This window comes from Pseudomonas sp. 14A, from assembly GCF_018132745.1.
Classification (GTDB): Bacteria; Pseudomonadota; Gammaproteobacteria; order Pseudomonadales; family Pseudomonadaceae; genus Aquipseudomonas; species Aquipseudomonas mercuritolerans.
Genome location: NZ_JAGRQJ010000001.1, coordinates 76572 through 102711, shown reverse-complemented (window position 1 = coordinate 102711; position 26140 = coordinate 76572). Strand labels below are relative to the sequence as shown.

The 26140-nt window shown below is 60.6% G+C and carries 23 protein-coding genes; 10 read left to right on the top strand and 13 right to left on the bottom strand.

Annotated elements, in window-relative coordinates; translation table 11 throughout:
• Positions 1-305 precede the first annotated feature (305 nt).
• From PS14A_RS00365 to PS14A_RS00355, 3 genes are all read right to left on the bottom strand, one after another.
• Complete coding sequence (locus tag PS14A_RS00365) at positions 306-632, bottom strand: hypothetical protein (RefSeq protein ID WP_122605710.1); 327 nt, start codon at positions 630-632, stop codon at positions 306-308.
• 189 nt (positions 633-821) lie between these two features.
• Positions 822-2165 carry an aryl-sulfate sulfotransferase gene (locus PS14A_RS00360; RefSeq protein WP_212615028.1) on the bottom strand — a complete coding sequence of 448 codons (1344 nt, stop codon included), beginning with the start codon at positions 2163-2165 and terminating at the stop codon, positions 822-824.
• 23 nt (positions 2166-2188) lie between these two features.
• Entirely contained in the window at positions 2189-4549 is a 2361-nt protein-coding gene (locus tag PS14A_RS00355) for a TonB-dependent receptor (RefSeq protein WP_212615027.1), read from the bottom strand.
• 165 nt (positions 4550-4714) lie between these two features.
• On the opposite strand from PS14A_RS00355, the gene PS14A_RS00350 reads away from it, so the two are divergent.
• Positions 4715-5659: a LysR family transcriptional regulator gene (locus PS14A_RS00350; protein ID WP_212615026.1), complete on the top strand. Its 945-nt coding sequence runs from the start codon at positions 4715-4717 to the stop codon at positions 5657-5659.
• A gap of 178 nt (positions 5660-5837) precedes the next feature.
• Entirely contained in the window at positions 5838-7454 is a 1617-nt protein-coding gene (locus tag PS14A_RS00345) for an alkaline phosphatase family protein (RefSeq protein ID WP_212615025.1), read from the top strand.
• 106 nt (positions 7455-7560) lie between these two features.
• Here PS14A_RS00345 and PS14A_RS00340 read toward each other — a convergent pair whose 3' ends face one another.
• Entirely contained in the window at positions 7561-8481 is a 921-nt protein-coding gene (locus PS14A_RS00340; RefSeq protein WP_212615024.1) for a TauD/TfdA family dioxygenase, read from the bottom strand.
• 182 nt (positions 8482-8663) lie between these two features.
• Between PS14A_RS00340 and PS14A_RS00335 the strand changes: the two genes are divergently transcribed.
• The gene (locus PS14A_RS00335) at positions 8664-9584 is read left to right on the top strand and encodes a LysR family transcriptional regulator (protein ID WP_212615023.1); all 921 of its coding nucleotides are present in this window, start codon (positions 8664-8666) and stop codon (positions 9582-9584) included.
• Between the two features lie 100 nt (positions 9585-9684).
• On the opposite strand, the gene PS14A_RS00330 is transcribed toward PS14A_RS00335, so the two are convergent.
• Positions 9685-10698, bottom strand: a complete 1014-nt coding sequence (locus PS14A_RS00330) for an ABC transporter substrate-binding protein (protein WP_212615022.1) — start codon at positions 10696-10698, stop codon at positions 9685-9687.
• A gap of 396 nt (positions 10699-11094) precedes the next feature.
• On the opposite strand from PS14A_RS00330, the gene PS14A_RS00325 reads away from it, so the two are divergent.
• Genes PS14A_RS00325 through PS14A_RS00315 form a run of 3 tightly spaced genes read left to right on the top strand, consistent with a single transcriptional unit; the run spans position 11095 to position 15130 of the window.
• Complete coding sequence (locus PS14A_RS00325; RefSeq protein WP_212615021.1) at positions 11095-12693, top strand: ABC transporter permease; 1599 nt, start codon at positions 11095-11097, stop codon at positions 12691-12693.
• A complete protein-coding gene (locus tag PS14A_RS00320) occupies positions 12690-13505 on the top strand; it encodes an ABC transporter ATP-binding protein (protein ID WP_125918261.1) in 816 nt (271 codons plus the stop codon). Before PS14A_RS00325 ends, PS14A_RS00320 begins: the two co-directional genes overlap by 4 nt.
• A gap of 14 nt (positions 13506-13519) precedes the next feature.
• Positions 13520-15130: an arylsulfatase gene (locus PS14A_RS00315; RefSeq protein WP_212615020.1), complete on the top strand. Its 1611-nt coding sequence runs from the start codon at positions 13520-13522 to the stop codon at positions 15128-15130.
• A gap of 177 nt (positions 15131-15307) precedes the next feature.
• Here PS14A_RS00315 and PS14A_RS00310 read toward each other — a convergent pair whose 3' ends face one another.
• Positions 15308-16378 carry a fatty acid desaturase gene (locus tag PS14A_RS00310; protein WP_212615019.1) on the bottom strand — a complete coding sequence of 357 codons (1071 nt, stop codon included), beginning with the start codon at positions 16376-16378 and terminating at the stop codon, positions 15308-15310.
• Between the two features lie 100 nt (positions 16379-16478).
• Here PS14A_RS00310 and PS14A_RS00305 point away from each other — a divergent pair, with 100 nt between their 5' ends.
• Positions 16479-17483 carry an AraC family transcriptional regulator gene (locus PS14A_RS00305; RefSeq protein ID WP_212615018.1) on the top strand — a complete coding sequence of 335 codons (1005 nt, stop codon included), beginning with the start codon at positions 16479-16481 and terminating at the stop codon, positions 17481-17483.
• Between the two features lie 102 nt (positions 17484-17585).
• Here the strand turns inward: PS14A_RS00305 and PS14A_RS00300 are convergent, their stop codons facing one another.
• Both PS14A_RS00300 and PS14A_RS00295 read right to left on the bottom strand, forming a co-directional pair.
• A complete protein-coding gene (locus PS14A_RS00300; protein ID WP_212615017.1) occupies positions 17586-18971 on the bottom strand; it encodes a heavy metal sensor histidine kinase in 1386 nt (461 codons plus the stop codon).
• Entirely contained in the window at positions 18961-19641 is a 681-nt protein-coding gene (locus tag PS14A_RS00295) for a heavy metal response regulator transcription factor (RefSeq protein WP_041477440.1), read from the bottom strand. Before PS14A_RS00295 ends, PS14A_RS00300 begins: the two co-directional genes overlap by 11 nt.
• A gap of 136 nt (positions 19642-19777) precedes the next feature.
• Between PS14A_RS00295 and PS14A_RS00290 the strand changes: the two genes are divergently transcribed.
• The gene (locus PS14A_RS00290; RefSeq protein ID WP_212615016.1) at positions 19778-20263 is read left to right on the top strand and encodes a heme-binding protein; all 486 of its coding nucleotides are present in this window, start codon (positions 19778-19780) and stop codon (positions 20261-20263) included.
• 11 nt (positions 20264-20274) lie between these two features.
• A complete protein-coding gene (gene uraH / locus PS14A_RS00285) occupies positions 20275-20685 on the top strand; it encodes a hydroxyisourate hydrolase (protein ID WP_039756340.1) in 411 nt (136 codons plus the stop codon).
• A 159-nt stretch (positions 20686-20844) separates the two neighbouring features.
• Here uraH and PS14A_RS00280 read toward each other — a convergent pair whose 3' ends face one another.
• Positions 20845-21522, bottom strand: a complete 678-nt coding sequence (locus tag PS14A_RS00280) for a Crp/Fnr family transcriptional regulator (protein WP_122698853.1) — start codon at positions 21520-21522, stop codon at positions 20845-20847.
• Positions 21523-21606: 84 nt separating this feature from the next.
• Between PS14A_RS00280 and PS14A_RS00275 the strand changes: the two genes are divergently transcribed.
• Entirely contained in the window at positions 21607-22131 is a 525-nt protein-coding gene (locus tag PS14A_RS00275) for an Mpo1-like protein (protein ID WP_212615015.1), read from the top strand.
• Between the two features lie 82 nt (positions 22132-22213).
• On the opposite strand, the gene PS14A_RS00270 is transcribed toward PS14A_RS00275, so the two are convergent.
• From PS14A_RS00270 to PS14A_RS00255, 4 genes are all read right to left on the bottom strand, one after another.
• A complete protein-coding gene (locus PS14A_RS00270) occupies positions 22214-23203 on the bottom strand; it encodes a sulfate ABC transporter ATP-binding protein (protein WP_024011135.1) in 990 nt (329 codons plus the stop codon).
• Between the two features lie 3 nt (positions 23204-23206).
• Positions 23207-24079, bottom strand: a complete 873-nt coding sequence (gene cysW, locus PS14A_RS00265; RefSeq protein ID WP_007917679.1) for a sulfate ABC transporter permease subunit CysW — start codon at positions 24077-24079, stop codon at positions 23207-23209.
• Positions 24080-24091: 12 nt separating this feature from the next.
• Entirely contained in the window at positions 24092-24910 is an 819-nt protein-coding gene (gene cysT, locus PS14A_RS00260) for a sulfate ABC transporter permease subunit CysT (protein WP_016772245.1), read from the bottom strand.
• A gap of 125 nt (positions 24911-25035) precedes the next feature.
• On the bottom strand, positions 25036-26049 hold the full coding sequence (locus PS14A_RS00255; RefSeq protein WP_024011134.1) for a sulfate ABC transporter substrate-binding protein: 1014 nt from the start codon (positions 26047-26049) through the stop codon (positions 25036-25038).
• Positions 26050-26140: the final 91 nt, after the last annotated feature.

The window sequence follows — 26140 nt, the reverse complement described above, 5'->3', positions numbered from 1 at the left end:
ATCGGTGGGTGAATCATTGGGCTTGCCGCTTATCTCCGAAAGTAATCTTTAACGTTATCCATAGGCTTTTATGGAATATATAAATTGATCAATTCCGCCAAAGCCACGTGCCACGCGGGCTGCAGCGACAGGTGAGAAAGTGCATGCTTTTCAGGCATCGAAATTATTCATGCAACGCATCAAATTCGCCTGCCCCGGTTTTGCAGGACGACTAATACCAAGTAGATAGTTGATAATGATTTTTTCTGAATAACAAAAAAACCGGAGCACTTTCGTGCGCCGGCCTTTTAATTTTTCAAGCAAGACTACTGTTTTACGAATTCCCCGCCCAAGGTCACCACATCACCATCGAAGTTTGTACGGGAGCCGGCAGCGCGCAATTTTGCGTAATTATGATCCGGCGAAAACAGTGTCCATGTCTGATAACCGCTATTACCATTCTGAGCAAGTACTGCAATGGTGGTCGGGTTACCGGTACTGTTCTGGAAATGGTAGTTTCCATAACGGATGTCGTAATTCACGCCACCCTGACTCAACGTTCCGCTGAACGAGCCGTTGGAATCATTACCATCGGTAATCACCAGCTTGGCGCCCGAGTTTGAATTTACATAAGTGCCATTAATGCTCGACATAACGAGATTTCCTTTATCGTTGGATAAGTATCTTCCGATGAGAGCAAGTTTCCTCCTGGAAACTCACGACAGTCAGAATGGTCGGACATTTACTTATTGTCCACGTGACTTACTAACGAATTTGCAATAAGCACTATTCATCCGCCTCATAACTTATCGCCGTTCGTTCGCGCATTAATTCCAATTCAACTAACGGCTGGCGTTGGTTTGGTGCACGCCGCCAACGGGTGCAATAACCGCTGTCTCGGAGCGTGGCGTGCCCGTTGGCACCCAGTCATAACTCACAGGGAGCGCCCGATACACCCAGTTGCTGATCGCATCGCTGCCCGGTGCCTTGCCGAGATACGGGCTGATGTATTCCCAGACGTTTTCACCGTTGGCCGTCACCTGGAAAAACCGTCCGTTCATGCCCTCGTCAATCAGCGTGTTGCCATTGGGCAAGCGCCGCGCACTGCTGATGAACGAGCTGTAGAACGCCCAGCCCGGCTGCTTCGAATTGGCGGCGCTGTACTGCCAGACGATTTCATTTTTCTGCGGGTCGATTTCCAGCACCCGCGAGCCGGAAATCAAGACAAGGGTGACGTTCGGATAGCCCGCCGAACCCTGGTTATCGAACACCAGCAGATTGCCGGCCCCGGGCAGCCCGGCGGGGATGATGTGCGCGTCGTGCTGGCCGACAAACTGATCGACCGGACGCGGCAGTTTCTGCGCGGTTTTCGGATTGATCAGCGGCAGGTTCGGCCCCAGCCGCCAGACCACTTTGCCGCTGCTTTTGTCGATGATGGCGATGAAATTGGCGTTGCGTGAATCGATCAACAGATTGTCCGGATTGAAGCGCTTGTCACCGGCATCGAACCACTTGTTCGGCCCTACCAGGCTGAGGTTGTTGATATGCAGGTAGTCCGGATTTCCACTGGCACGCACCAGTTTCAACTGCTCGGCAGTGAAGCCGAATTCATTGAGATGTTCGGAGGCCAGCCACTGCCATTTCACCGCACCGTCGGGCCTGACTTCATAGATCGCATCGTCGATCACCTCGGGCACTTTGAAGCCTTTGACCTTGTGCACCTTGTTCGCAAGCACCACGGTGTTGCCGTTGCTCAAACGGCGCTGATCATGGTGCTGTTGCGCCGCGCCACCAGGTGCTTTGTCGCCCCACTGCCAGACGACTTTGCCGTCCCAGTCGAGTTCGCCGACGCTCTGGTTGCCCAGACCGTTGCCGGCCGAACCGAGCTTGCCGGGATTCTTTTCACTCAGTTGCAGCAGCACATGCCCACGCTCGCCGCCGACCAGTTTCGGATCGATAATCGCCGACGGGAAGCCCGCCTGCGGCCAGGTTTTCACCTCGTTACCATTCATGTCGATCAGGTGCGTCTGTTTGTCGGCGCCGCTGAAAATCACGTACTGGTTGAACGCCTTGTTCGGGTCGTAACGAGTGACGCCCGTCGGGTAAACACTCGGTGCGGCGAGGGCGCCGGCACTGAGCACTGCGCCGGACAGCAACACCGGCAAAGCCGTTTTGATACGCAACATGATGCAGCTCCTTGAATGACGAATCAGAAGTCGTAGCGACCGGTGACGCCCAACGTGCGCGGTGTGCCGAGCAGGCCTTCATAGCCGCCGTTGCCGCCCGTCCACAGGGTCGTGTAGTAGGTTTTGTCGAAGGCGTTTTTCAGCCACAGCGAGACGTCCCACTGGCCCTGATTGAAATCGCCGCGCAGGCCAGTGGAGAAGTTGACCACCGCGTAACTGGGGATCTGCCCGTAATCGGAATCCTCCACCGTGCCCACCGCTTTGGAGCGGAACGCGTAGCTGCCGGTGACGTAGGGTTCGAAGCCGTTAGCCAGATTCCATTTGTATTCGCCGTTAGCGTTGCCGATCCATTTCGACGCGCCGACCACTTGATGGCCGCTGAGGTCGCACGAGGCCGGCGCACCCGGGGCCTGGCTGACTTCCGGCGGGCACGGCGCATCCTTGTACGAGAGGTAGCTGACGTCGTTGTACGAGCCGTTGAAATTCAGGGTCAGGCCACGCAGCGGCACCAAGGTGCTTTCGAACTCGATGCCACGCGAGCGCACCGAGCCTGCGTTGGTCAGGTATTGCACGCGGTTGGCGGCGTCATAGGCGTTGGTCTGGTAGGCGTTGACCTGGGTCCAGAATACGTTGGCGTTGAGTTGCAGGCGGCGATCCCACAGGGTGCTTTTGAAGCCGAGTTCGGCGTTGTTGGCGCGCTCGGTGCCGATCAGTAACGAGTCGGCGCCAGCGGTAGGTGCGGAGCCGACCGCGAGGTTGACCCCGCCGGATTTCTCGCCGTGGGACAGCGTCGCGTAACCGAGCACGTCGTCGGTAATGCGATAGCTCAGGTTGAGCAGTCCCGAGGGGCTGGAGCTGTACTGATTCAAATCACCGGAATCGTAGACGCCGGCACGCCCCCGACGCGCATTGGCTGCCGCACCCGCCACCGCCACGCCGCCGACCGGCGCGTTGCGGCTGACCGAAGCGTTTTTCTCTTCGTAGGTGCCACGCACCCCGGCGGTAAAATCGAGACGTTCACTCAGGTGCCAGGTGCCTTGGGCAAACAGGGCGAAACTGTCGGTCTGGATATGGCCGTTGCCGACGCTGGTGACGTTGGCCAGGCTGCCCGCCGGTGTGCCATTCCAGATGTCGGCCTGCGGGCCGTAATAGGAGAAGGATTTGTTGTCCAGATCCGAGCCGAAATAGTAGGCACCGACCACGTAATCGAAGAACTCGCCCTTGGGCGAGGCAAGGCGAAATTCCTGCGAGTACTGTTTGTCTTCCACCGACACACCGGCGTTGTAACTGGCCGGCACATTGAGGCCGTCATCGTTGCGCGGGGTGAAATTCCAGAAGCGATAAGAGCTGATCGACGTCAGGGTGAAGTCGCTCGGCAACGTCCAATTGGCTTCCACCGACGTGCCGCCCTGATGCACGGTGACGTGCTGGTCGTTGTCCAGATTGACCTTGCGATGCCGTCCGTTGACCAGCGTCGCCCCGGCCGCGCTGGCTCGCGATTCATACAGATTGACGCCGTTGATGGTCGGCCCGGTGTTGTACAGCACGCGGGTGCCGGCGCTGGAATCTTCTTCGTTGTAATCGCCGATCCAGCGCAGATTGAAATCTTCATTGGGCTTGAACAACAGCTGCGCACGAAAGCCCTCGCGGGAGCCGCCGTTGAGGTCGTGGCCGTCGTATTCGTTCTTGATATCGCCATCACTGCGCGTGCGATAGGCGGAAAAGCGTCCGGCCAACTGATCGTTGAGCGGCCCGGAAATCGTGCCCTTGGTCTGGAAATAACCGTCCTCGCCGACCGAGGTTTCGATGCTGCGTTCCGGCGTGAAACTCGGCGCGCGGGTGCTGATGTTGATAACCCCGGCGGTGGTGTTCTTGCCGAACAGCGTGCCCTGCGGCCCACGCAGAACTTCCAGCTGTTCGATGTCCATCAGATCGAACACCGCCATCCCCGGACGGCCCAGATAAACGTTGTCGATGTACAGGCCAACGCTGCCTTCCAGGCCATCACTGGCCGGGTTGTTACCAAGGCCACGGATCGACACGCTGGACTGCCGCGCATGCATGTAAGCGACGTTGACGCTGGGCACCAGTTGCTGCAAGTCCTGAATCCGGTAAACCCGTTGCGTCTCCAGATTCTGCCCACTGACCACGCTCATTGGCGTCGGCACGTCTTGCGAACTTTCTTCGCGGCGGCGGGTGGTGACGGTCACGGTTTCCAGCTGCGAACCGTTGGCCGCCGCTGTGCCTGCGGGGACGGGCGGAGGGGTTTCGGCTTCGGCGGCATAGCCGTGAGTCCAGCTGGCGCTGCCTGCCAGCAATAGCGCCAAAGGCAGGCGTTTGAGCCGTCGGGGTGATGGGGGTAACGCGAGATTCAACGGACTCATGGCGCGGCTCCTGGTCAAAAAACACACAGACATCTTCAGTGCTGCATATTCTTTTAAGTTATTTATTTATGGATTTCGAAATATTTACTGCATAAGAGATTGCCTTTATAAGGAGTCGACCTAATGCATATCCAATGCATTTCCCGGATATTTTTTATGTGAAAAATGCATATCGACTTGCGCCAATTGCGTCACTTCATTGCTCTGGTTGAGCAACGCAGCTTCGTCGCTGGCGCGCAGGCGGTGAACCTGTCGCAGTCGGCATTCAGCCGCAGCATTCAGGCGCTGGAACACAGCGTCGGCTGCCAGTTGGTCGACCGTGGACGCAAGGAATTGCCGCCGACCAAAGAGGGCCAGGTCCTGCTCGAACACGCACGGCGACTGGTCAGTGGTGCGCAGCAGATGGCCAACGAGATCAGCCAGTTCAACGGCCTCGAAGCCGGGGAGTTGCGCTTCGGTTGCGGGCCGGCGCCGGCGGCCGGATTGATACCGCGCGCGATCGGCGCGTTCATCGGCCGCTACCCGAAAGCGCGGGTGCAGTTTCAGGTCGATGACTGGCAGAGCCTGAGCAAACGCCTGCTCAGCGAAGAGTTCGAATTCTTCGTCGCCGATACACGGCAATTCGAGGCCGATCCGGATTACCAGACCCACCGCCTGCGGGCACGCAAATGGCATTTCTGCTGCCGCGCCGGGCATCCATTGACGGCGTTTGAACGGATCACCGCCGAGCAGTTGCTGAGTTATCCACTGGCAGTGAGCATTCGCCCGCCAAACCTGCGCAAGGTCATCGTCGACCTCAGCGGCCGCCCTGATTTCACCCCGAATGTGGAATGCGAAAACGGTTCGACGCTGTTGAGCGTGGTGCTGCGTTCGGAGGCGATCGGAATTGTCGGCGCGTATTCCGATGCGCTGCATCTGGCCAAGGGTGAGCTGGTTTGTTTGAAGATTGACGGCCTGGCCGATGATTTGGAGGAGCTGTACACCCGCTACGGCATTGTCAGCCGTGCGGGGTATCGGTTGTCGCCGCTGGCCGAAGCGATGATTGAGCAGATCAAAGTGGTTGATGCGGAGGATGAGGAGGTGTGTTCGCTGGAGAATTTCGCGGTCTGAGCTGGCCCCTTCGCGAGCAGGCTCGCTCCCACAGGAATACGCATTTCAAATGTGGGAGCGAGCCTGCTCGCGAAGAGGCTGATGCAATCGCTGCATAAAAACCATTCCCCAAATGCACTTGCCGAACACCCTCACCGACAGCGAAAACCCTCACCTGTCCCACTGACCGGTGAACCCCATGCCCACCCCATCCAACCCCGTGCGCAACGTGCTGTACATCATGTGCGATCAACTGCGCCGCGATTACCTGTCCTGCTACGGCCACCCGCATCTGCATACACCGAATATCGATCGCCTCGCAGCTCAAGGGGTGCGTTTCAGCCGCGCCTACACCCAAGGCACGATCTGCGGCCCGTCGCGGATGTCGGCCTACACCGGGCGCTATGTCAGCAGCCATCAAGTGGCCTGGAACGCGGTGCCGTTGCCGCTGGATGAATTGACGATCGGCGATTACCTGCGACCTCACGGCATCCGCACCGCGCTGGTCGGCAAGACCCATGCGACGGCCAATGTCGACGCCTTGCAGCGCCTGGCGATCAACCCGGAAAGCGCGCAAGCCGAGTTGCTCAATGAGGTCGGCTTCGAACCCTACCTGCGCCACGACGGTATCTACCCCGACGATCCGTCATTCGACGACAAGCGCGAATCCGCGCCCTATACCCAATACCTTCGCGCGCAGGGCTTCGATGGCAAGAATCCCTGGCACGACTGGGCGAATGCCGCCGAAGGCGAGAACGGTGAAATCCTCAGCGGCTGGAAAATGCGTCATGCGAATTTGCCAGCACGAATTCCCGAGCAACACTCAGAGACTGTCTACACTACAAATCGGGCCATCGACTTCATCACCGAGCAAGGCGAGAAATCCTGGTGTTTACACCTCTCGTACATCAAACCGCACTGGCCCTATATCGTACCGACTCCATACCACGCCTTGTACAGTACGAAATCGATTCTGCAACCGATCCGCGCGACGCTCTCCGAAGCCAGCAAACACCCCGTATACACTGCCTTTCGCCAACATGAGGAAAGCCGCAACTTCTCCCGCGATTCAGTACGATTGAATGTAATCCCCACCTACATGGGCCTGATCAAGCAAGTGGATGATCAGTTGGGGCGGCTGTTCGATTTTCTGCAGAGCAACGGGCGTTGGGATGACACGTTGATCGTGTTCACCAGCGATCACGGCGATTTCCTCGGCGATCATTGGCTCGGCGAGAAGGAGTTTTTACTGGAGCAGGCGGTGGGCGTGCCATTGATCGTGCGCGACCCCCGGGCGGCGGCGGATGTCACTCGTGGCACTGTCGATGAGCGCTTGACAGAAACCATCGATGCGCTGCCGACTTTTCTTCAAGCGCTGGGATTGCCGGCAGCAGAGCATCGGCTTGAAGGGCGTTCACTGATCCCGTTGCTACACGGGGAAAATCCCGATTGGCGCCGTTATGCAATCAGCGAGTACGACTACGCCTTTCAGGCACCGGCGCGGGAACGCCTCGGCCAGCCGATCGACCGTTGCCGCATGACCATGGTGCGCAGCGAGCGCTGGAAATACCTGGCGTACGACGGGTTTAGACCGCAGTTGTTTGATCTGTTGAATGATCCGCAGGAGCTGAATGATCTGGGTGAGGACCCGGCGTACGGGGCGGTGCGCGAGGAGCATGCGGGGTATCTGTTTGAATGGGTACGCGGACTAAAGCGGCGCACGACGATCAGCCATCAGGAGATCGATTTGCGCGGGCAGCGGTTTCGTTATGGTGAGCCGGAAACCGAGAAGGTTGTTCAGATCGGAGTGTGGTGAAAGCCCTTCGCGAGCAGGCTCGCTCCCACAGGGATTGGCGTCGATCACATCCTAGCGTTCGGCACAAATCCATTGTGGGAGCGAGCCTGCTCGCGAAGAGGCCCGATCAGACGCCGACGATATCCGCGCCCTTGATGGTCTGGCTGCGCTGCCCGTTCACCCCCACCGGCACCTCGCCCTTAAGCGTCACCCGGCGCACCACGCGATCCTGGGTGCCGTAATCATCAATGGCGTAATGCTGCGTCGAGCGGTTGTCCCAGATCGCCACATCACCGGCCTGCCAGCGCCAGCGCACGGTGTTTTCCTGGCGGATCACATGGCTCTGCAGCAAGCCGAACAGGTGCGCCGAATCCGCCTGTGAATAACCTTTGATGCGTTTGACGAAATGCCCCAGCAGCAAGCTCTTCTCGCCGCTGATCGGATGCACGCGCACCACCGGATGCTCGGTTTCGTAAACGGTCGAGGTGAAGACTTTGCGGTAGCGCTCCAGTTTCTCTGCCGAGACGTCCGGCTTCGCACCGGCGTAGTCGTACTCGTTGCTGTGCACAGCGGTCAGTTTGTCGGCCAGCTCACGCAGCTCGCTCGGCAAGCCGCTGTATGCCGTTGCGGTGTTGGCCCACAGCGTATCGCCGCCGAAGGCCGGGGCGACCACCGAGCGCAGGATCGAGGCTTTCGGGTAAGCGTCGACGAAAGTCACGTCGGTGTGCCAGGAGTTGGCGCGCTGACCTTCGGCGCCGTCCAGCTCGAGCAGGTAACGGGTGCCTTCGCGCGATGGCACGGTCGGGTGTGCCACCGGTTCGCCAAGCAGATGGGCGAAGGCTTCCTGACGCTGATCGTCGAGCTGCGTCTGCTCGCGGAAGAACAGCACTTTGTATTCGACCAAGGCTTGCTGGATGGCTTCGACAGTGGCGGCGTCCAGCTCACCGGACAGATGCACGCCGCGGATTTCGGCACCGATACGACCGGCTACCGGGTGAATTTCCAGCGCGTGAGAAACGGGTTTTACGGCGAGTGCGGCATTGCTCATGGGAAGACCCTCATCGACGGTTTGCGGTTTTGGCGGCAGCGAAACAACGCTCTATCTATATTCCATTTACGTCTAATAGATATTCGCATGCTTCGTTGACGGAATAAGAGCTTGCATTTAAAACCTCAAGCAACCCTCCTCGCAAATGCCTTCGAGCTATTTTTAGGATGCCGGAAAAGCATATGGATCTTCGCCAGTTGCGCTACTTCATCGCTCTTAACGAACACCGCAGTTTTGTCCGTGCGGCCGACGCCATGGGCATCACTCAACCGGCGTTCAGCCGCAGCATTCAGGGGCTGGAGCAGGAGTTCGGTTGCGTGCTGGTCGATCGCGGCAACAAGGATCTGCGCCCGACGCCCGAGGGCCAGGTGGTGCTGCAACATGCCTTGAGCCTGGTGCAGGGCGCAGCGTTGCTCAGCGCTGAAGTGACGCAAATGACCAAGCTCGACGCCGGCGAAGTGCACTTCGGCTGCGGCCCGGCGCCGGCGGTGAAACTGGTGCCGGACGCGGTGGCGCAATTCATCAATGCCCACCCGAAAGTGCGCACCTGTTTTCAAGTGGATAACTGGGAAAAGCTTAGCCGTGCGCTGAGCCGCGAAGAGATCGAATTCTTCATCGCCGACATCCGCCATTTCGAGTCCGACCCGAATTTCCAGACGCAACCGCTGACGCCCAAGCGCGGGGTATTTTTCTGCCGGCCGGGGCATCCGTTGCTGGCCAAGGAAAGCCTGTCGACCAACGACATGTTCGACTACCCGTTGGCCGCCACGCTGATCCCGCCGGGCATTCGCAAGCTGCTGGCGAACCTGAGCGGGCGCATCGATTTCTCGCCGACCATCGAGACCGAGCACTTTCCGGCACTGGTCAAAGTGGTGCTGCAATCCAATGCGATAGGTGTCGGTACCGAGGAGGCGTTTGTCGAGGATGTCGCCAAGGGCTCGCTGGTGCTGCTGCACTGGCGCAACCTGCCGCAGAACCTCGAAAGCATGAACGCGCGCTGCGGTATCGTCAGCCGCACCGGATTCCGGTTGTCGCCGGCGGCGAGGGCAATGATCGAGACGTTGGTGGCGGTGGATCGGCAGGATGTCAGCGTCGCTGTCTGAACCTTTTCACGAGCAGGCTCGCTCCCACATTTGGCTATGAACCCGGTTCCAGTGTGGGAGCGAGCCTGCTCGCGAAGCGGCCAGTGCAGACGCTGGAGATCTAAAGCCTGGCTGCAGAAAGCTCTGGCGCCACCCAATCACTGACCTTGAACGGCTTGCGAATCAGCTTCTGCTGCGCCGCCAAGTCGACCTTGTCCTGCAGGCCGCTCAAGAACACCGGATCCAGTGTCGACGGGAAAATCTCGCTGAGATTCTGATCCTTCAGATCCTGAGCAAGAATCACCGGCGGATAACTGGCCAGCCCTGATACCAGCTGCACATAGGCGTCCTTGTTGCTGTCCTGAGTCAGCCACTCGACCGCTTGCTGCTGCGCCTTGAGCAGTTTCGCAATGACCTCTGGATGGGCGTCGACAAACTTGCCATTACCCAGCAACACCGCCTGCACGCTGCCAGCGCCGCCAAGGTCCTTGGTGTTGAGCGGCAATTCCGCCAGGCCTTTGGCTTGCAAGGCACTCAGCGCGGAGCTGCCCCACGAGGCATCGATCTGCTTGGCCGCGAGTGCCGAAACCGCCGCGTTGAAATCCAGATTGATCACCTTCAGATCCTTCTCGCTCAGGCCCTGACTGGCGAGCGCCGCATCGAACGACAGCTGCGTCGCCGTCCCTCGAAAGATCGCCACGCGTTTGCCCTTGAGATCCTGCAGCGTCTTGATCCCCGAGCCGGGCACCACGCCGAGGTATTGCTTGACCCCACGCGCCGTGGCGCTGAGCAGGCGCGTGTCCAGACCATTGGATTTGCCGATGATCGCGGCCAGATCGCCGAGATAGGCCAGATCGACCTGCCCATTGGCAAACGCCTCATTGATCACCGGCCCGGCGCCCTTGAAGAAACTCCACTGGATCTTGATGCCCTGCTCGGCGAAGGCCTTTTCAAAGATCTGCTGATCGCGCAGCACATCGACGATGCCGCCGCCGCTGTGTTGAGCGCCCGCGCTGAGGTCGGGCACGGCGATGCGGATTTCCTTGAGTTCTTCGGCTTGGGCGCCAAGCGCAAGAAAGCCTGCAAGTGCCGGGGCGGCCAGCAGGCTGATGATTCGTTTGAAGGGAAGGTTCATGGGTGCGGCTCCTTGATCGCTGAGGAGCCGAAAGTAGGCTGGATGCATACCTTCACTTAAATACTATAAATGCACATTTTTATATCTATATGACCTAAGCGAGGGCGTGTGCGGTTTGCAGCGCAATATGCATTAACAGCATCGAAAATATTCTTCGAATGCATTGGATGCGCGTAAGCAGGCAAGCCTTAAATGGATTCGCTTATCTCCCGATAGCATCTAACGCAACTCTGTTAGATCAGTTTCATATATGACGAAACCCAATGTGGGAGCGAGCCTGCTCGCGAAGAGGCCATGCCAGCCGCCATCAATGCTGCCTTAAACAGCCATTTCGCGAGCAGGCTCGCTCCCACATGAAAAGCGGTTCGCCATGCAACCCGACAACGGAGGTCACCCATGGCCCGTCAATCCCTGCTCAGCCTGCCGCTGGCCGCGCCGCCGCTGAAAAGCCGTTGCACCTGGCCCCGCCTGAATCAACGTTTGCTGCCCTGGCTGTTGCCCGTCAGTCTGTTCGTCCTGTGGTGGCTGGCCGCGCGCAATCAGTGGATGAGCGAGCAGATCCTGCCGGCGCCATCGCTGGTGTGGAGCAGCGCTGTGGAACTGGCCCAAGGCGAGTTGTGGAGTCATTTGTGGATCAGCCTGCAACGGTTGTTCTGGGGCTTGTTGGCAGGCGTTTCGACCGGCGCGGTGCTCGGCGCCGCACTGGGTTTCAGCCGACGTCTGGAGCGCCTGGTTTTTCCGACATTCGCTGGATTGGCGCAGGTGCCGACGCTGGCGTGGATTCCGCTGTTCATGGTGTTTTTTGGCATCGGCGAACTGCTGAAACTGGTGGTGCTGATCAAGGCCATTGTGGTGCCGGTGACCTTGCACACACTGGTTGGCGTGCGCGATGCGCAACCGAAACTGCGCGAAGCCGCCGCCGTGCTGCGCCTGCCGCCGCGCTTGCTGATTCGGCGCCTGGTGCTTCCCGCTGCGTTGCCGGCGTTCATGGCCGGTGTGCGCCTGGCGCTCGCCGCCGGCTGGACCTCGTTGCTGGCGGTCGAACTGCTGGCCTCCAGTGAGGGCATCGGCTATCTGATGGTCTGGGCGCGGCAGTTGTTCATGCTCGACATCGTGTTCGTGTGCATCGTGGTCATCGGTCTGATCGGCGTGGCCATGGATCGCGGCATCGGTCTGCTCGACCGCAAACTGGTGCACTGGCCGCACCCGGCCACCGCACAAATCACTCGCGGCCCGCGCTATCAGGGCTGGCAACGCCTGCAACCGTGGCTGCTGCCGCTGGGCTTGTTGGCGCTGTGGCAACTGGCGAATGATCAGCAGTGGGTAGACGCAAATATTCTGGTCAGCCCTTTGGCTGTACTGAGCACGACATGGGACGGACTGCTCGACGGCACGCTGGTCAGCGGCATGGCGCTGAGCCTGAGCCGCACCCTCGGTGGCCTGCTGATCGGTGGCGGATTGGGCTTTGCCCTGGGCTTGCTCCTCGGCCTGTCGCGTTTCAGCGAACGCCTGCTCGGCCCGACACTCGCCGCACTGCGGCAGATTGCGATTTTCGCCTGGGTGCCGCTGCTCACCGCTTGGTTCGGCCTCGGCGAACCGGCCAAGTGGGTCTTTGTCGCCCTCGCTGCATTCTTCCCGCTGTTCATCGCCACCCAGCGCAGCGTCGCCAACCTCTCGCCGCAACTCAACGAAGCCGCGCAAGTGCTGCGCCTGAGCCTCGGCCAGCGCCTGCGTCGACTGGTGCTGCCCGGCGCTGCGCCGGGGATTTTCGCCGGGCTCCGACTGAGCCTGATCTACGCCTGGCTCGGCACCATCGGTGCTGAATATTTCATGCCTTCCAATGGCGGCATCGGCAGCCAGATGATCGGCGCGCAGCAGCTGCTGCGCATGGATCTGATCATGGCCGGCATGCTGCTGGTTGGCCTCACCGGCGCCCTGCTCAACCTGATCGGCCAACGCCTGGAAATTCGCGCGACCCGCTGGAGACACGCATGAACGCACCGATTGTCAGCTTCAACCACGTAGGCAAATCCTTCGCCGTCAACGGTTTCGAACTGGAGGCGATTCGCGAATTCAACCTGGACATCGCCGAGGGCGAATTCGTCGCCATCGTCGGCTCCAGCGGCTGCGGTAAATCCACTTTGCTGCGTTTGCTGGTCGGCCTCGACACCGAGTTTCGCGGGCACATCAGTGTCGATGGCAAGGCCGTCAGCGGCATCGGCGGCGAGCGCGGCATCGTCTTTCAGGAGCATCGTCTGTTTCCGTGGCTGACGGTCGCCGACAACATCGGCCTCGGTCTGGTCAATGAACCGCTGAGCGGGGCGCAGAAACAACAACGCATCAAGGATTTCATCGAGCTGGTCGGCCTCAGCGATTTCACCGAGGCCTATCCGCATCAACTCTCCGGCGGCATGGCGCAGCGCGTGGCGATTGCTCGCGGCCTTGTCGCCAGCCCGCGAATCCTGTTGCTCGACGAACCCTTCGGCGCCCTCGACGCACTGACTCGCCAGCAGATGCAGGACGAGCTGCTGGCAATCCGCGAGCGAGCAAAGATCACCACGATTCTGGTGACCCACGATGTCGAGGAAGCGATTTTTCTGGCCGACCGCGTGGTGGTGATGGAGCCGCGTCCGGGGCGGATCAAGCAAGTGGTCGATATCGCCCTGCCGCACCCGCGCCAGCGCAGCAGTTACGACTTTCATCAGCTGCGTGAAGAACTGCTGCACGAGCTGACCAGTGATGACCATTACCAACCGAGCGCACCGGTGCAGATCCGCGATCTGCCGCTGACGTTCATTGCCTGCTGAACAGGAGTTTCGCGATGCCGCAACGTCCCAACTTTCTAGTGATTCTGGCCGACGATCTGGGCTTTTCCGACATCGGTGCGTTCGGCGGCGAAATCGCTACGCCGAACCTCGATGCGCTGGCCCACAACGGTCTGCGTCTGACCGATTTTCACACCGCACCAACCTGCTCGCCGACGCGTTCGATGCTACTGACCGGCACCGATCACCACATCGCCGGCATCGGCACCATGGCCGAAGCGTTGACCCCGGAACTGATCGGCAAACCTGGTTACGAAGGCTATCTGAATGACCGCGTCGTCGCCCTGCCCGAGCTGCTGCGCGAGGCCGGCTATCAAACCTTGATGAGCGGCAAATGGCACTTGGGGCTGAAGGCCGAACTGGCGCCCCATGCGCGTGGTTTCGAGCGTTCGTTTTCACTGTTGCCGGGCGCTGCCAACCACTATGGTTTCGAGCCGACCTACGATGAGCAAACGCCGGGCCTGCTGAAATCCACCCCGGCGCTGTACATCGAGGACGATCAGTTTGTTGACGAGTTGCCGAAGGATTTCTATTCCTCCGATGCCTTCGGCGACAAGCTGCTGCAATACCTCAAGGAGCGCGATCAGACCCGGCCGTTCTTCGCTTACCTGCCCTTCTCCGCGCCGCACTGGCCGCTGCAGGCACCGGCCGAGATCGTCGAGAAATATCATGGTCGCTACGACGCTGGCCCGGAAGTACTGCGCCTCGAGCGCCTGGAAAAACTCAAGGCGCTGGGCCTGATCGAGGCAGACGTCGAGCCGCATCCGCTAATTCAACTCAGCGCGCAGTGGGACGCGTTGAGCGATGAGCAAAAGCAGATCTCCGCTCGGGCCATGGAGGTCTACGCGGCGATGGTCGAGCGCATGGACTGGAACATCGGCCGGGTCGTCGATTACCTGCGCCAGCAAGGCCAGCTCGACAACACCTTCATCCTGTTCATGTCCGACAACGGTGCCGAAGGCGCGCTGCTGGAAGCGTTCCCCAAGTTCGGCCCGGAGCTGATGACCTACCTCAACCAGCATTACGACAACAGCCTCGACAACATCGGCCGGGCCAATTCCTACGTCTGGTACGGGCCGAACTGGGCGCAAGTGGCAACCGCGCCGTCACGCTTGTTCAAGGCTTTCACCACCGAGGGCGGGATCCGCGTGCCGGCGCTGCTGCACTATCCACAATTGCCGCTGAAAGGGCAGATCAGCCATGGTTTCGGCACGGTGATGGACATCACCCCGACTATTCTCGATCTGGCTGGCGTGCGGCATCCGGGCAAACAGTGGAAAGGCAAAGCCGTGGCGCCACTGCGCGGCAAGTCGTGGCTGGGCTTCCTGTCCGGCGAGACCGCGCAGGTGCATGACGAGCATACGGTCACCGGTTGGGAATTGTTCGGACGTCGGGCGATTCGTCAGGGCTCATGGAAAGCCGTGTGGATTCCCGGACCGGTCGGGCCAGCGACCTGGCAGCTGTATGACTTGGCGAGCGATCCAGGTGAGATTCATGATCTGGCGTTGAGTCAGCCGCAGAAACTCACTGACTTGATCGGGCATTGGCAGCGGTATGTGGAAGAGACCGGAGTGATCCTCAGTGCTTCGCCGTTTCAGCCGGATTGAACCAAGATCAAAAGCCCCCTCACCCCAGCCCTCTCCCTGAGGGAGAGGGGGAAAGGGAGCAGATCTTCATGCTTTTCCAACCTGAGGTCGGCTCGAAATTTCAGGTCGATGTATCCAGCATAAACAGCTAGATCAGTCCCCTCTCCCCTGGGAGAGGGTTAGGGTGAGGGGCATCTGTCAGGCCTCCACCGCCTCCCCGGACATCACTTCCTCATCTCCGCGCACAAACCGGTTCGCCCGGCCAAACGTGCCGAAATCATTGAACCGCACACCCATCTCGCGCATGACCTTGTGCGCCACCGGCACGGTCATCTGACGAATGTAAAACGGCTCCTTGACCACAAAATGATGAATCCCGTGACTGCTGCCGAAGTTGAAGCAGAACGCTTGCAACGGCCACAGCCACCACGGGTTCAGCACCTGGCATTGCTGCAGCACATTGCCCGGTTCGACGTCGCCGTAGTAATGCATGTTCGAGCTGATGAAGTGCAGGCAGAAAGTGCGCAGCACGTTCGGGCCGATGATCACCACGGCGGCGATATCGATCACCTGCATCACCGAAAGTGTGGTGGCCGACCACTCGATTGGCGAGCCCAGCAAATAGGCGATGCCATTGGCCCCGTGAAAGCCGAGAAACACATACCACGCGCCCCAATGCAGCAGCGCCAGCGGTGCGTAGACCTTGAGCACGCGTTTGCCGATGCTCCACTTGTGTGCCCACGTCTTGGCGCGCAGCAGACGGATGAACGCCGACATCAGGTTGTCGCCAACCATCAGCAGACGGGCAAACCCCCACGGCTCGCCGTTGGTGATTGCGCGCTCTTCCATGTCGGCTTCAGTGCCGGAAACCTTGTGATGGTTGAGGTGCAGATGACGACGGATCCACGGGTTGATCGTGCTCGGCCGCGCCAGCCAGACCAGGCCCATCATCAGGTTGTGCGGCACGCGTTGTTTGCGGAAGTACATGCTGTGGATCAGGTCATGTTCCAGCTCATGGGTCAGCGAGGCGAAAAAAGCATTGAGCAGCAGGCACACCCACCAAGCCATATGGCCAGTGATGTACAGCGCCGCCGAGCCGATCATCCCGGCCAGCGCGAACGCCAGAATCCCCGCACCGAGGGCATCCTGATGCTGAAGAATCGGGTAGCGCTCACGCAATTGCGTGCCTTTGGCCAACACCACCTGGCGAATATGCGCCGAGCGCTGCGCCGCATTCAGTCGTTCAGGGCTTGCAGAAGTACCGTCCATGCTTCCATCCTCGGGTCTAAGATGAATGCATCGTGCCTCGCTTGGGCTGGAACCGCGCTAGCCAAGAACGCCAACCTGTTGACCGGACGCGCCAATTCGCATGAAGGAACCGACCTCCCTCGCCAGCTGGACCCGCGCCTTGCGCAAACAACTCGACGCGCTCGGGCTGGACAGCCTTGCCTTGTGCCAACAGGCCGGGCTCGACCCAGCGCTGATGGACGACCCCAACGCGCGCTATCCGCTGTCCGGCACCACGCGCCTGTGGGCGCTCGCCGTTGAAGCCAGCGGCGACTCGGCGCTGGGCTTGCGCGTGTCGCGTTTTGTCAGCCCGACCACCTTCCACGCGCTCGGTTATGCGCTGGTGGCCAGCGGCAGCTTGCGCGAAGTGTTCGAACGCATCGTGCGCTATCACCCGGTGGTCAGCGATGCGCTGGAACTGGAGCTGAGCCGCAGCGAAGACCGCTATCAATTCCGCCTGAATATCCCGCCCGGCAACCCGGCGCCGGCCGTCGAAGCCATCGACGCCTTCGCGGCGATCTACGTGCGCACCTGCCGCAATCGCCTCGGCCGTGACTACGCACCGCTGGCGGTGTACTTGCGCCGCCCCGAACCGAGCGATGCCCAGCAATGGCACAAAGTCTTCCGCGCGCCGGTGCATTTTTGCGCCGCCGAAGACCGCCTGGAATTCGCCCTCAGCGACTTCGACAGCCACCTCGACGACGCCAACCCGGAACTGGCCGAACACAACGAAGCCGTACTCAAACGCACCCTCGCCCAGCTCAAACCGCTGACCTGGGAGCGCAAGGTGCGCGATGCCATTGAAGAACAACTGCCCGAAGGCGAACCGAGCGCCGAACGCATCGCCCAGGCCTTGCACCTGAGCCTGCGCAGCCTGCAACGGCATCTGGCGGATGAAGGTTGCCGCTTCGACACCCTGCTCAACGAAAGCCGTGAAAATCTGGCGCTGCTGCACCTGCGTGACCCGCAGTGCTCGTTGAGTGAAGTCAGCTATCTGCTGGGATTCGCTGACACCAGCAGCTTCAGCCGCGCGTTCAAGCGCTGGACCGGGATGACGCCGGGGCAGTTTCGGGATGGGTTGCGTTGATCCGAAATCATCACTGTGTGATCCAGCGCCTTCGCGAGCAGGCTCGCTCCCACAGTTGGAATGCGTTTCCTTGTGGGAGCGAGCCTGCTCGCGAAGAGGCCGTCAGACCACCACAAACCCCAGCTCAAAAACAGTGCCGTCGGCGTCACTCCTCACCCGCACCCGCCCGCCATGCAACTGCATGATCGACTGCACGATCGCCAAACCCAGGCCACCCGAATCTCCCGGTTCCGCACGTGAAGGATCGACGCGGTAGAAGCGGTCAAACAGTTTGCCCAGATGCTCAGGCGCGATGACCGGGCCGTGGTTGTGCACTTGCAGCCAGCACATACCCGGTTCATCGAACCGTTGCAGGCTGATCAGGGTGCCGGGGTCGGCGTGGCGTACGGCGTTGGCCAGCAGATTGCCGAGGGCGCGTTGCAGCAGTTGCTGGTCGGCGAGCAATTCGCCGTGCATGCGGTTTTGCAGTTTAAGGTCGCGGTCATCGGCCAGCGCTTCGAAGTAATCGCAGAGTTCGTCGCCGACGTTGCGCAAGTCCAGCGTGTGCAGATTGAGCGCACGTTCGGCCTGTTCGGCGCGGGCGAGGAACATCAGGTTCTCGGCCATGCGCTTGAGCCGTTCGAACTCTTCCATGTTCGAGGCCAGCACTTCCTGATATTCGGCCGTGCTGCGCGGATGGTTCAGGGCCTGGCCGTTGCTGGCGAGCAAGGTGTGCAGCGGCGTGCGGATTTCGTGGGCGAGGTCGGCGGAGAACTGCGACAGGCGCTGCACGCTGTCGTCCAGCCGCGCCAGCATGGTGTTGAGCGCGTGCACCGGTTCGCGCAGTTCGCTCGGCGTGCCCTCGGTGGGCAGGCGTCGATCGAGGCTGCGCAGATCGATACTGCGCACCGCTTCGCTCAACTGATGCAAGGGCTGCAAGCCACGCCGCAGCAACAGCAGGCCCAGAGCAAACGCGAGCACCGCGCCGAGGCCGACGGACAGATACAGACGCAGGCGATAACTGCCGAGCATCTGCTCGCGCTCGCTGAGCACTTTGCCGGCGATCACCGTCAGGGTTTCACCGTTGGGGCCTTGGGCCTGGCCGGACAGCAAGGCCAGCTCGGCGCCGTCACTGGCCTGCCAGGTGAGCACGTCACGGCGCTGCGGCATTTGCTCTCGCGCTAATGCACTGAGCGCCGGCAATTCACGTTGGCGCGGGTTGATCGCGATCACGCTGGAACCGTCGGCCCGGCGCACCAGCAGCAGACTGTCGAGATTGCCGAGCATGTTTTGATACAGCCGTGGCCGTGCCTGCAAGGCGTCGAGGCTGTCGCTGTCGGCGAGCAAGGCGCGCACTTGCTCGAGGCGACCGAGCAGGGCCATGTCGTCACGAAAGGCCAATTCCGAGGCCAGCGAGCGGTAGAGAAACACGCCGATTGCGCTCAGCACCAGCGCGCAGACCATGGCGAAGGCCAGCGCCAATCGCCAGGCGATCGACTTACTCCACATCGTCCGGCGCTTCCAGTTGATAACCGACGCCGCGCACGGTGTGGATAAGTTTCGGCATGTACGGGTCATCGACCTTGGCACGCAGACGCCGCACAGCGACTTCGACCATGTTGGTGTCGCTGTCGAAATTCAGGTTCCACACCTGCGAGGCGATCAGCGTGCGCGAGAGCACTTCGCCCTGGCGGCTGGCGAGCAACTGCAACAGGGCGAATTCCTTGTTGGTCAGGGCAATGCGCTGGCCGCCGCGACTGACCCGGCGGCGCAATACGTCGATTTCCAGGTCGGCAATGCTGTACGACTCGGCTTCGCGCATCGGCCCGCGTCGCAGCAGCGTGCGTACGCGCGCGAGCAACTCGGCGAAGGCGAAGGGTTTGAGCAGGTAGTCATCGGCGCCCAGCTCAAGACCACGGACGCGGTCTTCGATGGCGTCCTTGGCGGTGAGAAACAGCACCGGTGTGGCGCCGCGCTGGCGGATCAGTTGCAACAATTGCCAGCCGTTGAGGCCGGGCAGCATCACGTCGAGGATGATCAGGTCATATTCCTGCTGCTCGATAAAATAGCGGCCGTCGAGGCCATTGAGCGCCACATCCACGGCGAAACCCGACTCGCCCAGGCCCTTGGCGAGGAAATTCGCGGTTTTGGCTTCATCTTCTACGACCAGCAAACGCATGGCACACCTCGATTGATCAGGTACACAGGCTAGGCGTGTTCGCCGCCGTTGCCCATTACAAACTTGTAATCCGCCTGACGGGGTTCTGACGAAGTGCGCCGGTTAAGGTGCAGACCTTCTCAATCGGAGCCTGCACATGACCGTCAAATACGTTGTCGCCAGCCTGATCCTCGGCCTCAGCGGCGCCGCGAGCGCCACGCCAGAACTGCCGCGCCACGCCGATCTCGACCTGAAAACCGCACGCTGGCTGGCGGACAAGGCGATGAGCAGTTGCACCGGCACGGTGTCGGTACTCGACCGTGGCGGCAACCTGCTGGTGACTCTGCGTGGTGACGGCGTCGGCCCGCACAACACCGCCGCCAGCCAGCGCAAGGCCTACACCGCGCTGTCAACCAAGACGCCGACGCGGCTGTTCGCCGAGCGCGCCCGCAGCAACCCGGAAACCGCCAACCTCAACACCCTCGATGAATTGCTCTTGCTCGGCGGCGGCATTCCGCTGTTCGCCGGCAGCGAACTGGTCGGCGCCATCGGCGTGGCCGGTTCCGGCGGCGGTGAGCAAGACGAAAACTGCGCCCGCGCCGCCGCCGACAAAGCCGGCCTGACCATCACCCGTTCCCACTAAGGAGATCCACCATGACCACCCTGCGCATGACCCTCGCCGTGCTCGGCCTGAGCGCTGTTTCCAGCCTGGCGCTGGCCGCCGGCAATCCGTTGAGCGTGCACGTGCTCAACCTGGAAAACGGCCTGCCGTCACCAGGCATCAACGTCACTCTGGAAAAACACGTCGGCGAAAACTGGCAGCCACTAGCCCAAGGCACCACCAACGAACAAGGGCGGATCGCCGAACTGTTCCCGGCCAAACAGCCATTCGAAGCCGGTGAATACCGCGTGGTGTTCAAGACCGGCGAGTACTACCAGAAGATCAAGCACGAGACGTTCTTCCCGGAAATTCCGGTGATCTTCCAGGTCAAGCAGACTGATCAGCACTACCACATCCCGCTGCTGCTGAGCCCGTACGGTTTCTCGACCTATCGCGGTTCGTAATCCAAACGCAGATCCTTCGTAGGAGTGAGCCTTTGTGGTGAGGGGATTTATCCCCGCTGGAGTGCGCAGCAGTCCCTTTTTCAGGGCCGCTGCGCGCCCCAGCGGGGATAAATCCCCTCGCCACAGGTGCCAGTTCCGACATTGGATCGGCGTGAGTTTTTAGATCGTGGCCAGGGCACGCAGTCTTGCGGCATCGAGGATTTCGATCTCGCCGTAAGCCAACCCGATAATCCCCTGCCCCTGCAGATCCTTGAGGATCTGATTGGTGGTCTGCCGCGACAGTGACAGCATTGCGGCCAATTGCTCCTGCGGCAGTTGCAGCACCCGACGCGGTGCGTCGAGTTCGCCGTAGCCTTCGGCGATCATTAACAAGCGATGAGCCAAGCGCGCCGGGGCCGGCAGCAGGCTCAGTTGTTCAAGATTGATGAACGCCAGGCGCAACTTGTGGCTCATCAACAGCGCCAGATGCCGCCAGTACTGCGGCTGTTCGTCGAGCAGTTTGAGCAACGCCGCCTGGGGAATATTCAGCAAGGTACACGGCCCGACCGCATAGGCATCGTGCGTACGTGGCTGGCCATCGAACAGGCAGATTTCGCCGAACCAGTGCGGCGCCTCCACCAGACTCAACAACGCCTCCTTGCCCTGCTCGCTGACCGCCCCGATGCGTACGGCGCCATCGAGCACCGCGTACAGACCGCACGGCGCATCGCCACGCTGGAACAGCCGTTGCCCCGCCGTCAGCCGCCGCTCCCGGGCCAGCGCCAGCAGGCTATCCTGAAAAGATGCAGGCAAATGACTGAACCACTGGCCACTGAGCAACCGTGCACGAATTTGCATAACCACTCCTGGAGTGTCGCCTGCCCGACAGAGCGAACGCGGATCCCGAGGGATGATGCATTCAACCCCACTGGAGGAACAACAATGAAAAGCCTCGTCGACCACCTCAGTCAATACGCCGCCTATCACCGCGACCCGCGCAACATCGCCAGCCACTTTATCGGCATTCCGCTGATCGTGGTGGCGGTGGCTGTCCTGCTGTCTCGGCCGCAGTGGGAGCTGGGCGGGCTGTGGATATCTCCGGCGGTTTTTTTAGCGCTGGCCTCGGCGTGGTTTTACCTGCGCCTGGAATTGAAGCTCGGCGTATTGATGACCGTACTGATGGGCCTGTCAGTCTGGGCCGGGCATGCACTGGCGCAGCAGAGCACCATGGTCTGGCTGAGCAGCGGCCTGGCGATGTTTGTGGTGGGTTGGGTGATCCAGTTTGTCGGGCATCACTATGAAGGGCGCAAACCGGCGTTTGTCGATGACATCAGCGGGCTGATTGTCGGGCCGTTGTTTGTCGTGGCCGAGCTGGCGTTTTTGCTCGGGCTGCGGCAGGAATTGAAACAAGAGATCGAGTTGCGGGCGGGGGTGGTGCGGGTCAATCCGAATCGCGCTGCTGTCTAAATCGTATTCGCGAGCAGGCTCGCTCCCACATTTGGAATGAGTTTTCCCTGTGGGAGCGAGCCTGCTCGCGAAGCTTTTGCCTTTAAATATTGGCGACTTTCTGCCAGACCTTCGGCTTGAAGAACAAGGTCTCACCCTTGGCCAGGCCGATCAGGCTGTCGTGATCCTTGACTACTTCCGCTTCGATCAGATCCGTCTGCCCTTCCACTTTCAAGGTCACCCGGGTAGTCGCGCCCAGCGGGCGGATATCGCGCACTTCAGCGGCGTGGTGATCTTCCAACTCATGCCTGGACAACGACACTTCGTGCGGGCGGAACAGCACGTGATTGTCGTCGCTCAGCAGCAAGCGATTCGAGTCGCCGAGGAAGTGATAGACGAAATCGCTGGCCGGGTTTTCGTAGACGTCGCCCGGTGAGCCGATCTGCTCGATCACACCCTTGTTCATCACCACGATGCGGTCGGCGACTTCCATCGCTTCTTCCTGGTCGTGGGTCACAAACACTGAAGTCAGGTTGATGTCTTCGTGCAGCCGCGCCAGCCAGCGCCGCAGTTCCTTGCGCACCTTGGCGTCGAGCGCGCCGAAAGGCTCGTCGAGCAGCAGCACTTTCGGCTCCACCGCCAAGGCACGGGCCAAGGCGATACGCTGACGCTGGCCACCGGACAACTGCTCCGGGTAGCGATCCGACAGCCAGTCCAGTTGCACCATGTTCAGCAGTTCGTGAACCTTGGTGGCGATCTGGCTTTCGCTCGGGCGCTGGTTTTTCGGCTTCATGCGCAGGCCGAACGCGACGTTGTCAAACACCGTCATGTGGCGGAACAAGGCGTAATGCTGGAACACGAAACCGACGTTGCGATCACGCACATCGTGGCCGGAAACGTCCTCGCCGTGAAAAACGATGTTGCCCTGATCCGGGGTTTCCAGACCGGCAATAATGCGCAGCAAGGTGGTTTTGCCGCAGCCCGACGGGCCAAGCAGCGCGACCAGCTCACCGCTGTGGATATCCAGGCTGATGTTGTCCAGCGCCTTGAACGCGTTGAAATTCTTGCTGACGTTACGCACTTCGATCGACATGAATTATTCCTCCGCGGCGCTGGCGCGCAGGCGGTTGATACGGTTTTCGCTCCACTGCTTGAGCAGCAGGATGAAGAGCGCCAGGATCAGCAACAGGCTCGCCACGGCGAACGCGGCCACGTGGTTGTATTCGTTGTAGAGGATCTCGACGTGCAGCGGCAAGGTGTTGGTCACCCCGCGAATGTGTCCGGACACCACCGACACCGCACCGAACTCGCCCATGGCCCGCGCGGTACACAGCACCACGCCATAAATCAGGCCCCACTTGATGTTGGGCACGGTGACGTGCCAGAACATCTGCCAGCCGTTGGCACCGAGCAGGCGCGCGGCTTCTTCCTCCTGGGTGCCTTGTTCCTGCATCAGCGGAATCAGTTCACGGGCCACGAACGGCACGGTGACGAAAATCGTCGCCAGCACAATGCCCGGCAGGGCGAAGACGATCTGGATGTCGTGATCCTGCAGCCATGGCCCGAACAGGCCCTGAGCGCCGAACATCAATACGTAGACCAGACCGGCGATCACCGGCGATACCGAGAACGGCAGGTCGATCAGCGTCACCAGCATGCTTTTGCCACGGAACGAGTATTTGCTCACGCACCACGCCGCACTGACACCGAACACCAGGTTCAGCGGCACCGAAATCAGCACCGCGAACACGGTGAGTTTCAATGCCGAAAGCGCGTCCGGCTCAAAGATCGCGGTGAAGAATGCGCCAAGGCCATTCTTCAAACCCTGCGACACCACTATGAACAACGGCAGCAGCAGAAACAGGAAAAAGATCAGCCAGCCAAGACCGATCAGGATTCTGCGCGAAGTGGCACTGCCACGGCGCGCAGCGTTGGCCGAAGAGGCGGCCGCAATGGACGATTGGGACATGTTCGCGCCTCCTTATGGGGTTTCGATGCGCCGCTGCAGCAAGTTGATCAGCAGCAACAGGATGAAGGAAACCACCAGCATCAGTACGCCGATGGCGGTAGCGCCGGTGTAATCGTACTGGTCGAGTTTGACCATGATCAGCAGCGGCAGGATCTCGGTTTTCATCGGCATGTTGCCGGCAATGAAAATCACCGAACCGTACTCGCCGACGCCACGCGCGAACGCCAGCGCAAAACCGGTCAGCCAGGCGGGCAGCAAGGCCGGAACCAGAATGTGGCGAAACACCTGCCATGGCTTCGCACCCAGGCACGCCGCCGCTTCTTCGACTTCACGGGGAATATCGGCCAGCACCGGTTGCACCGTGCGCACCACGAACGGCAGCGTGACGAAGGTCAGCGCCAGGGTGATGCCCAGCGGGGTGTAGGCGATCTTGAAACCGAGGTCAGCGGCAAATTGCCCGACCAGTCCGGCCGGTGCGTACAGCGCGGTCAGCGCGATACCGGCCACAGCTGTCGGCAAGGCGAACGGCAGATCGATCATCGCGTCGATCACCTTGCGCCCCGGGAACGTGTAGCGCACCAGCACCCACGCCAGTAGCGTGCCGATGATGCCATTGATGATCGCCGCACACAGTGCGGTGCCGAAGCTCAGCTTCAATGCCGCCAGTACCCGCGGTGCGGAGATGATCGTCCAGAACTGATCCCAGGTCAGCTGGGCGGCGTGGACGAACATCGCCGCCAGCGGGATAAGCACAATCAGGCTGAGGTACACCAAGGTGTAACCCAGCGTCAGCCCGAAGCCGGGTATGACGGGGGAGATACGACGCGACATAAAAGTCCCTGGTTGAAAACGCATCAATGTGGGAGTGAGCCCTGTGGTGAGAGATTTATCCCCTCACTACAAAAGCTCAGTCCCACATGTCATGTGCCCAGACATCAGGCCGGTTGAAGGCGAGATTACTGCGCCTGATAAATCTGGTCGAACACGCCGCCGTCGTTGAAGAATTTCGGCTGCGCGGATTTCCAGCCGCCGAAGTCCTTGTCGATGGTCACCAGCTCCAGTTTCGGGAACTGCTGGGCGTACTTGGCCGCTACGTCCTTGTCACGTGGACGATAGAAGTTTTTCGCGGCGATTTCCTGGCCGGCCGGGCTGTACAGATGCTTGAGGTAGGCTTCGGCGATCTGCGCGTTGCCCTTCTTCTCGGCATTCTTGTCGACCACCGCCACGGGCGGTTCGGCGAGGATCGACAGCGACGGCACGACGATGTCGAACTTGTCTGCGCCGCCGTCTTCTTTCAGCGCTAGGAACGCTTCGTTTTCCCAGGCCAGCAACACGTCGCCCTGACCGTTGTTGACGAAGGTGATGGTCGAACCACGAGCGCCAGTGTCGAGGATCGGCACATGCTTGAACAGAGTCTGTACGTATTCCTTCGCCTTGGCTTCATCTCCGCCGTTGGCTTTCAGGCCATAGGCCCAAGCGGCGAGGAAGTTCCAGCGCGCGCCACCCGAGGTTTTCGGGTTCGGCGTGATCACCGAAACGTCGTTCTTGACCAGATCGCCCCAGTCCTTGATGCCTTTCGGGTTGCCCTTGCGCACTAGGAACACGATGGTCGAGGTGTACGGCGTGCTCGCTTCCGGCAGACGCTTCTGCCAGTCGGCGGGCAGGCTCTTGCCGAGCTTGGCGATTTCATCGATGTCGCCAGCCAGGGCCAGGGTCACCACATCAGCCCGCAGACCGTCGATCACCGCACGGCCCTGCTTGCCCGAACCGCCATGGGACTGCTGGATTTTCACCGTGTCGCCGGCATGATCCTGCTGCCAGAACTTGATGAATTCGGCGTTGTATTCCTGATACAGCTCCCGCGTCGGGTCATACGACACGTTGAGCAGCTCGTAATCCTTGGCAACGGCGGAACCGGCAAACACGGCGCTGGCCAGCGCGGCCAAAGCATAACGGCGAATCGACGACATGGTGAAAGCTCCTGGAATTCCTGGTGGTGGCTTTTTCTTATGTATTGCTGGAATCGGTCCCGTTTCAAAGATCGCCGCCTTGGCCAGCTCC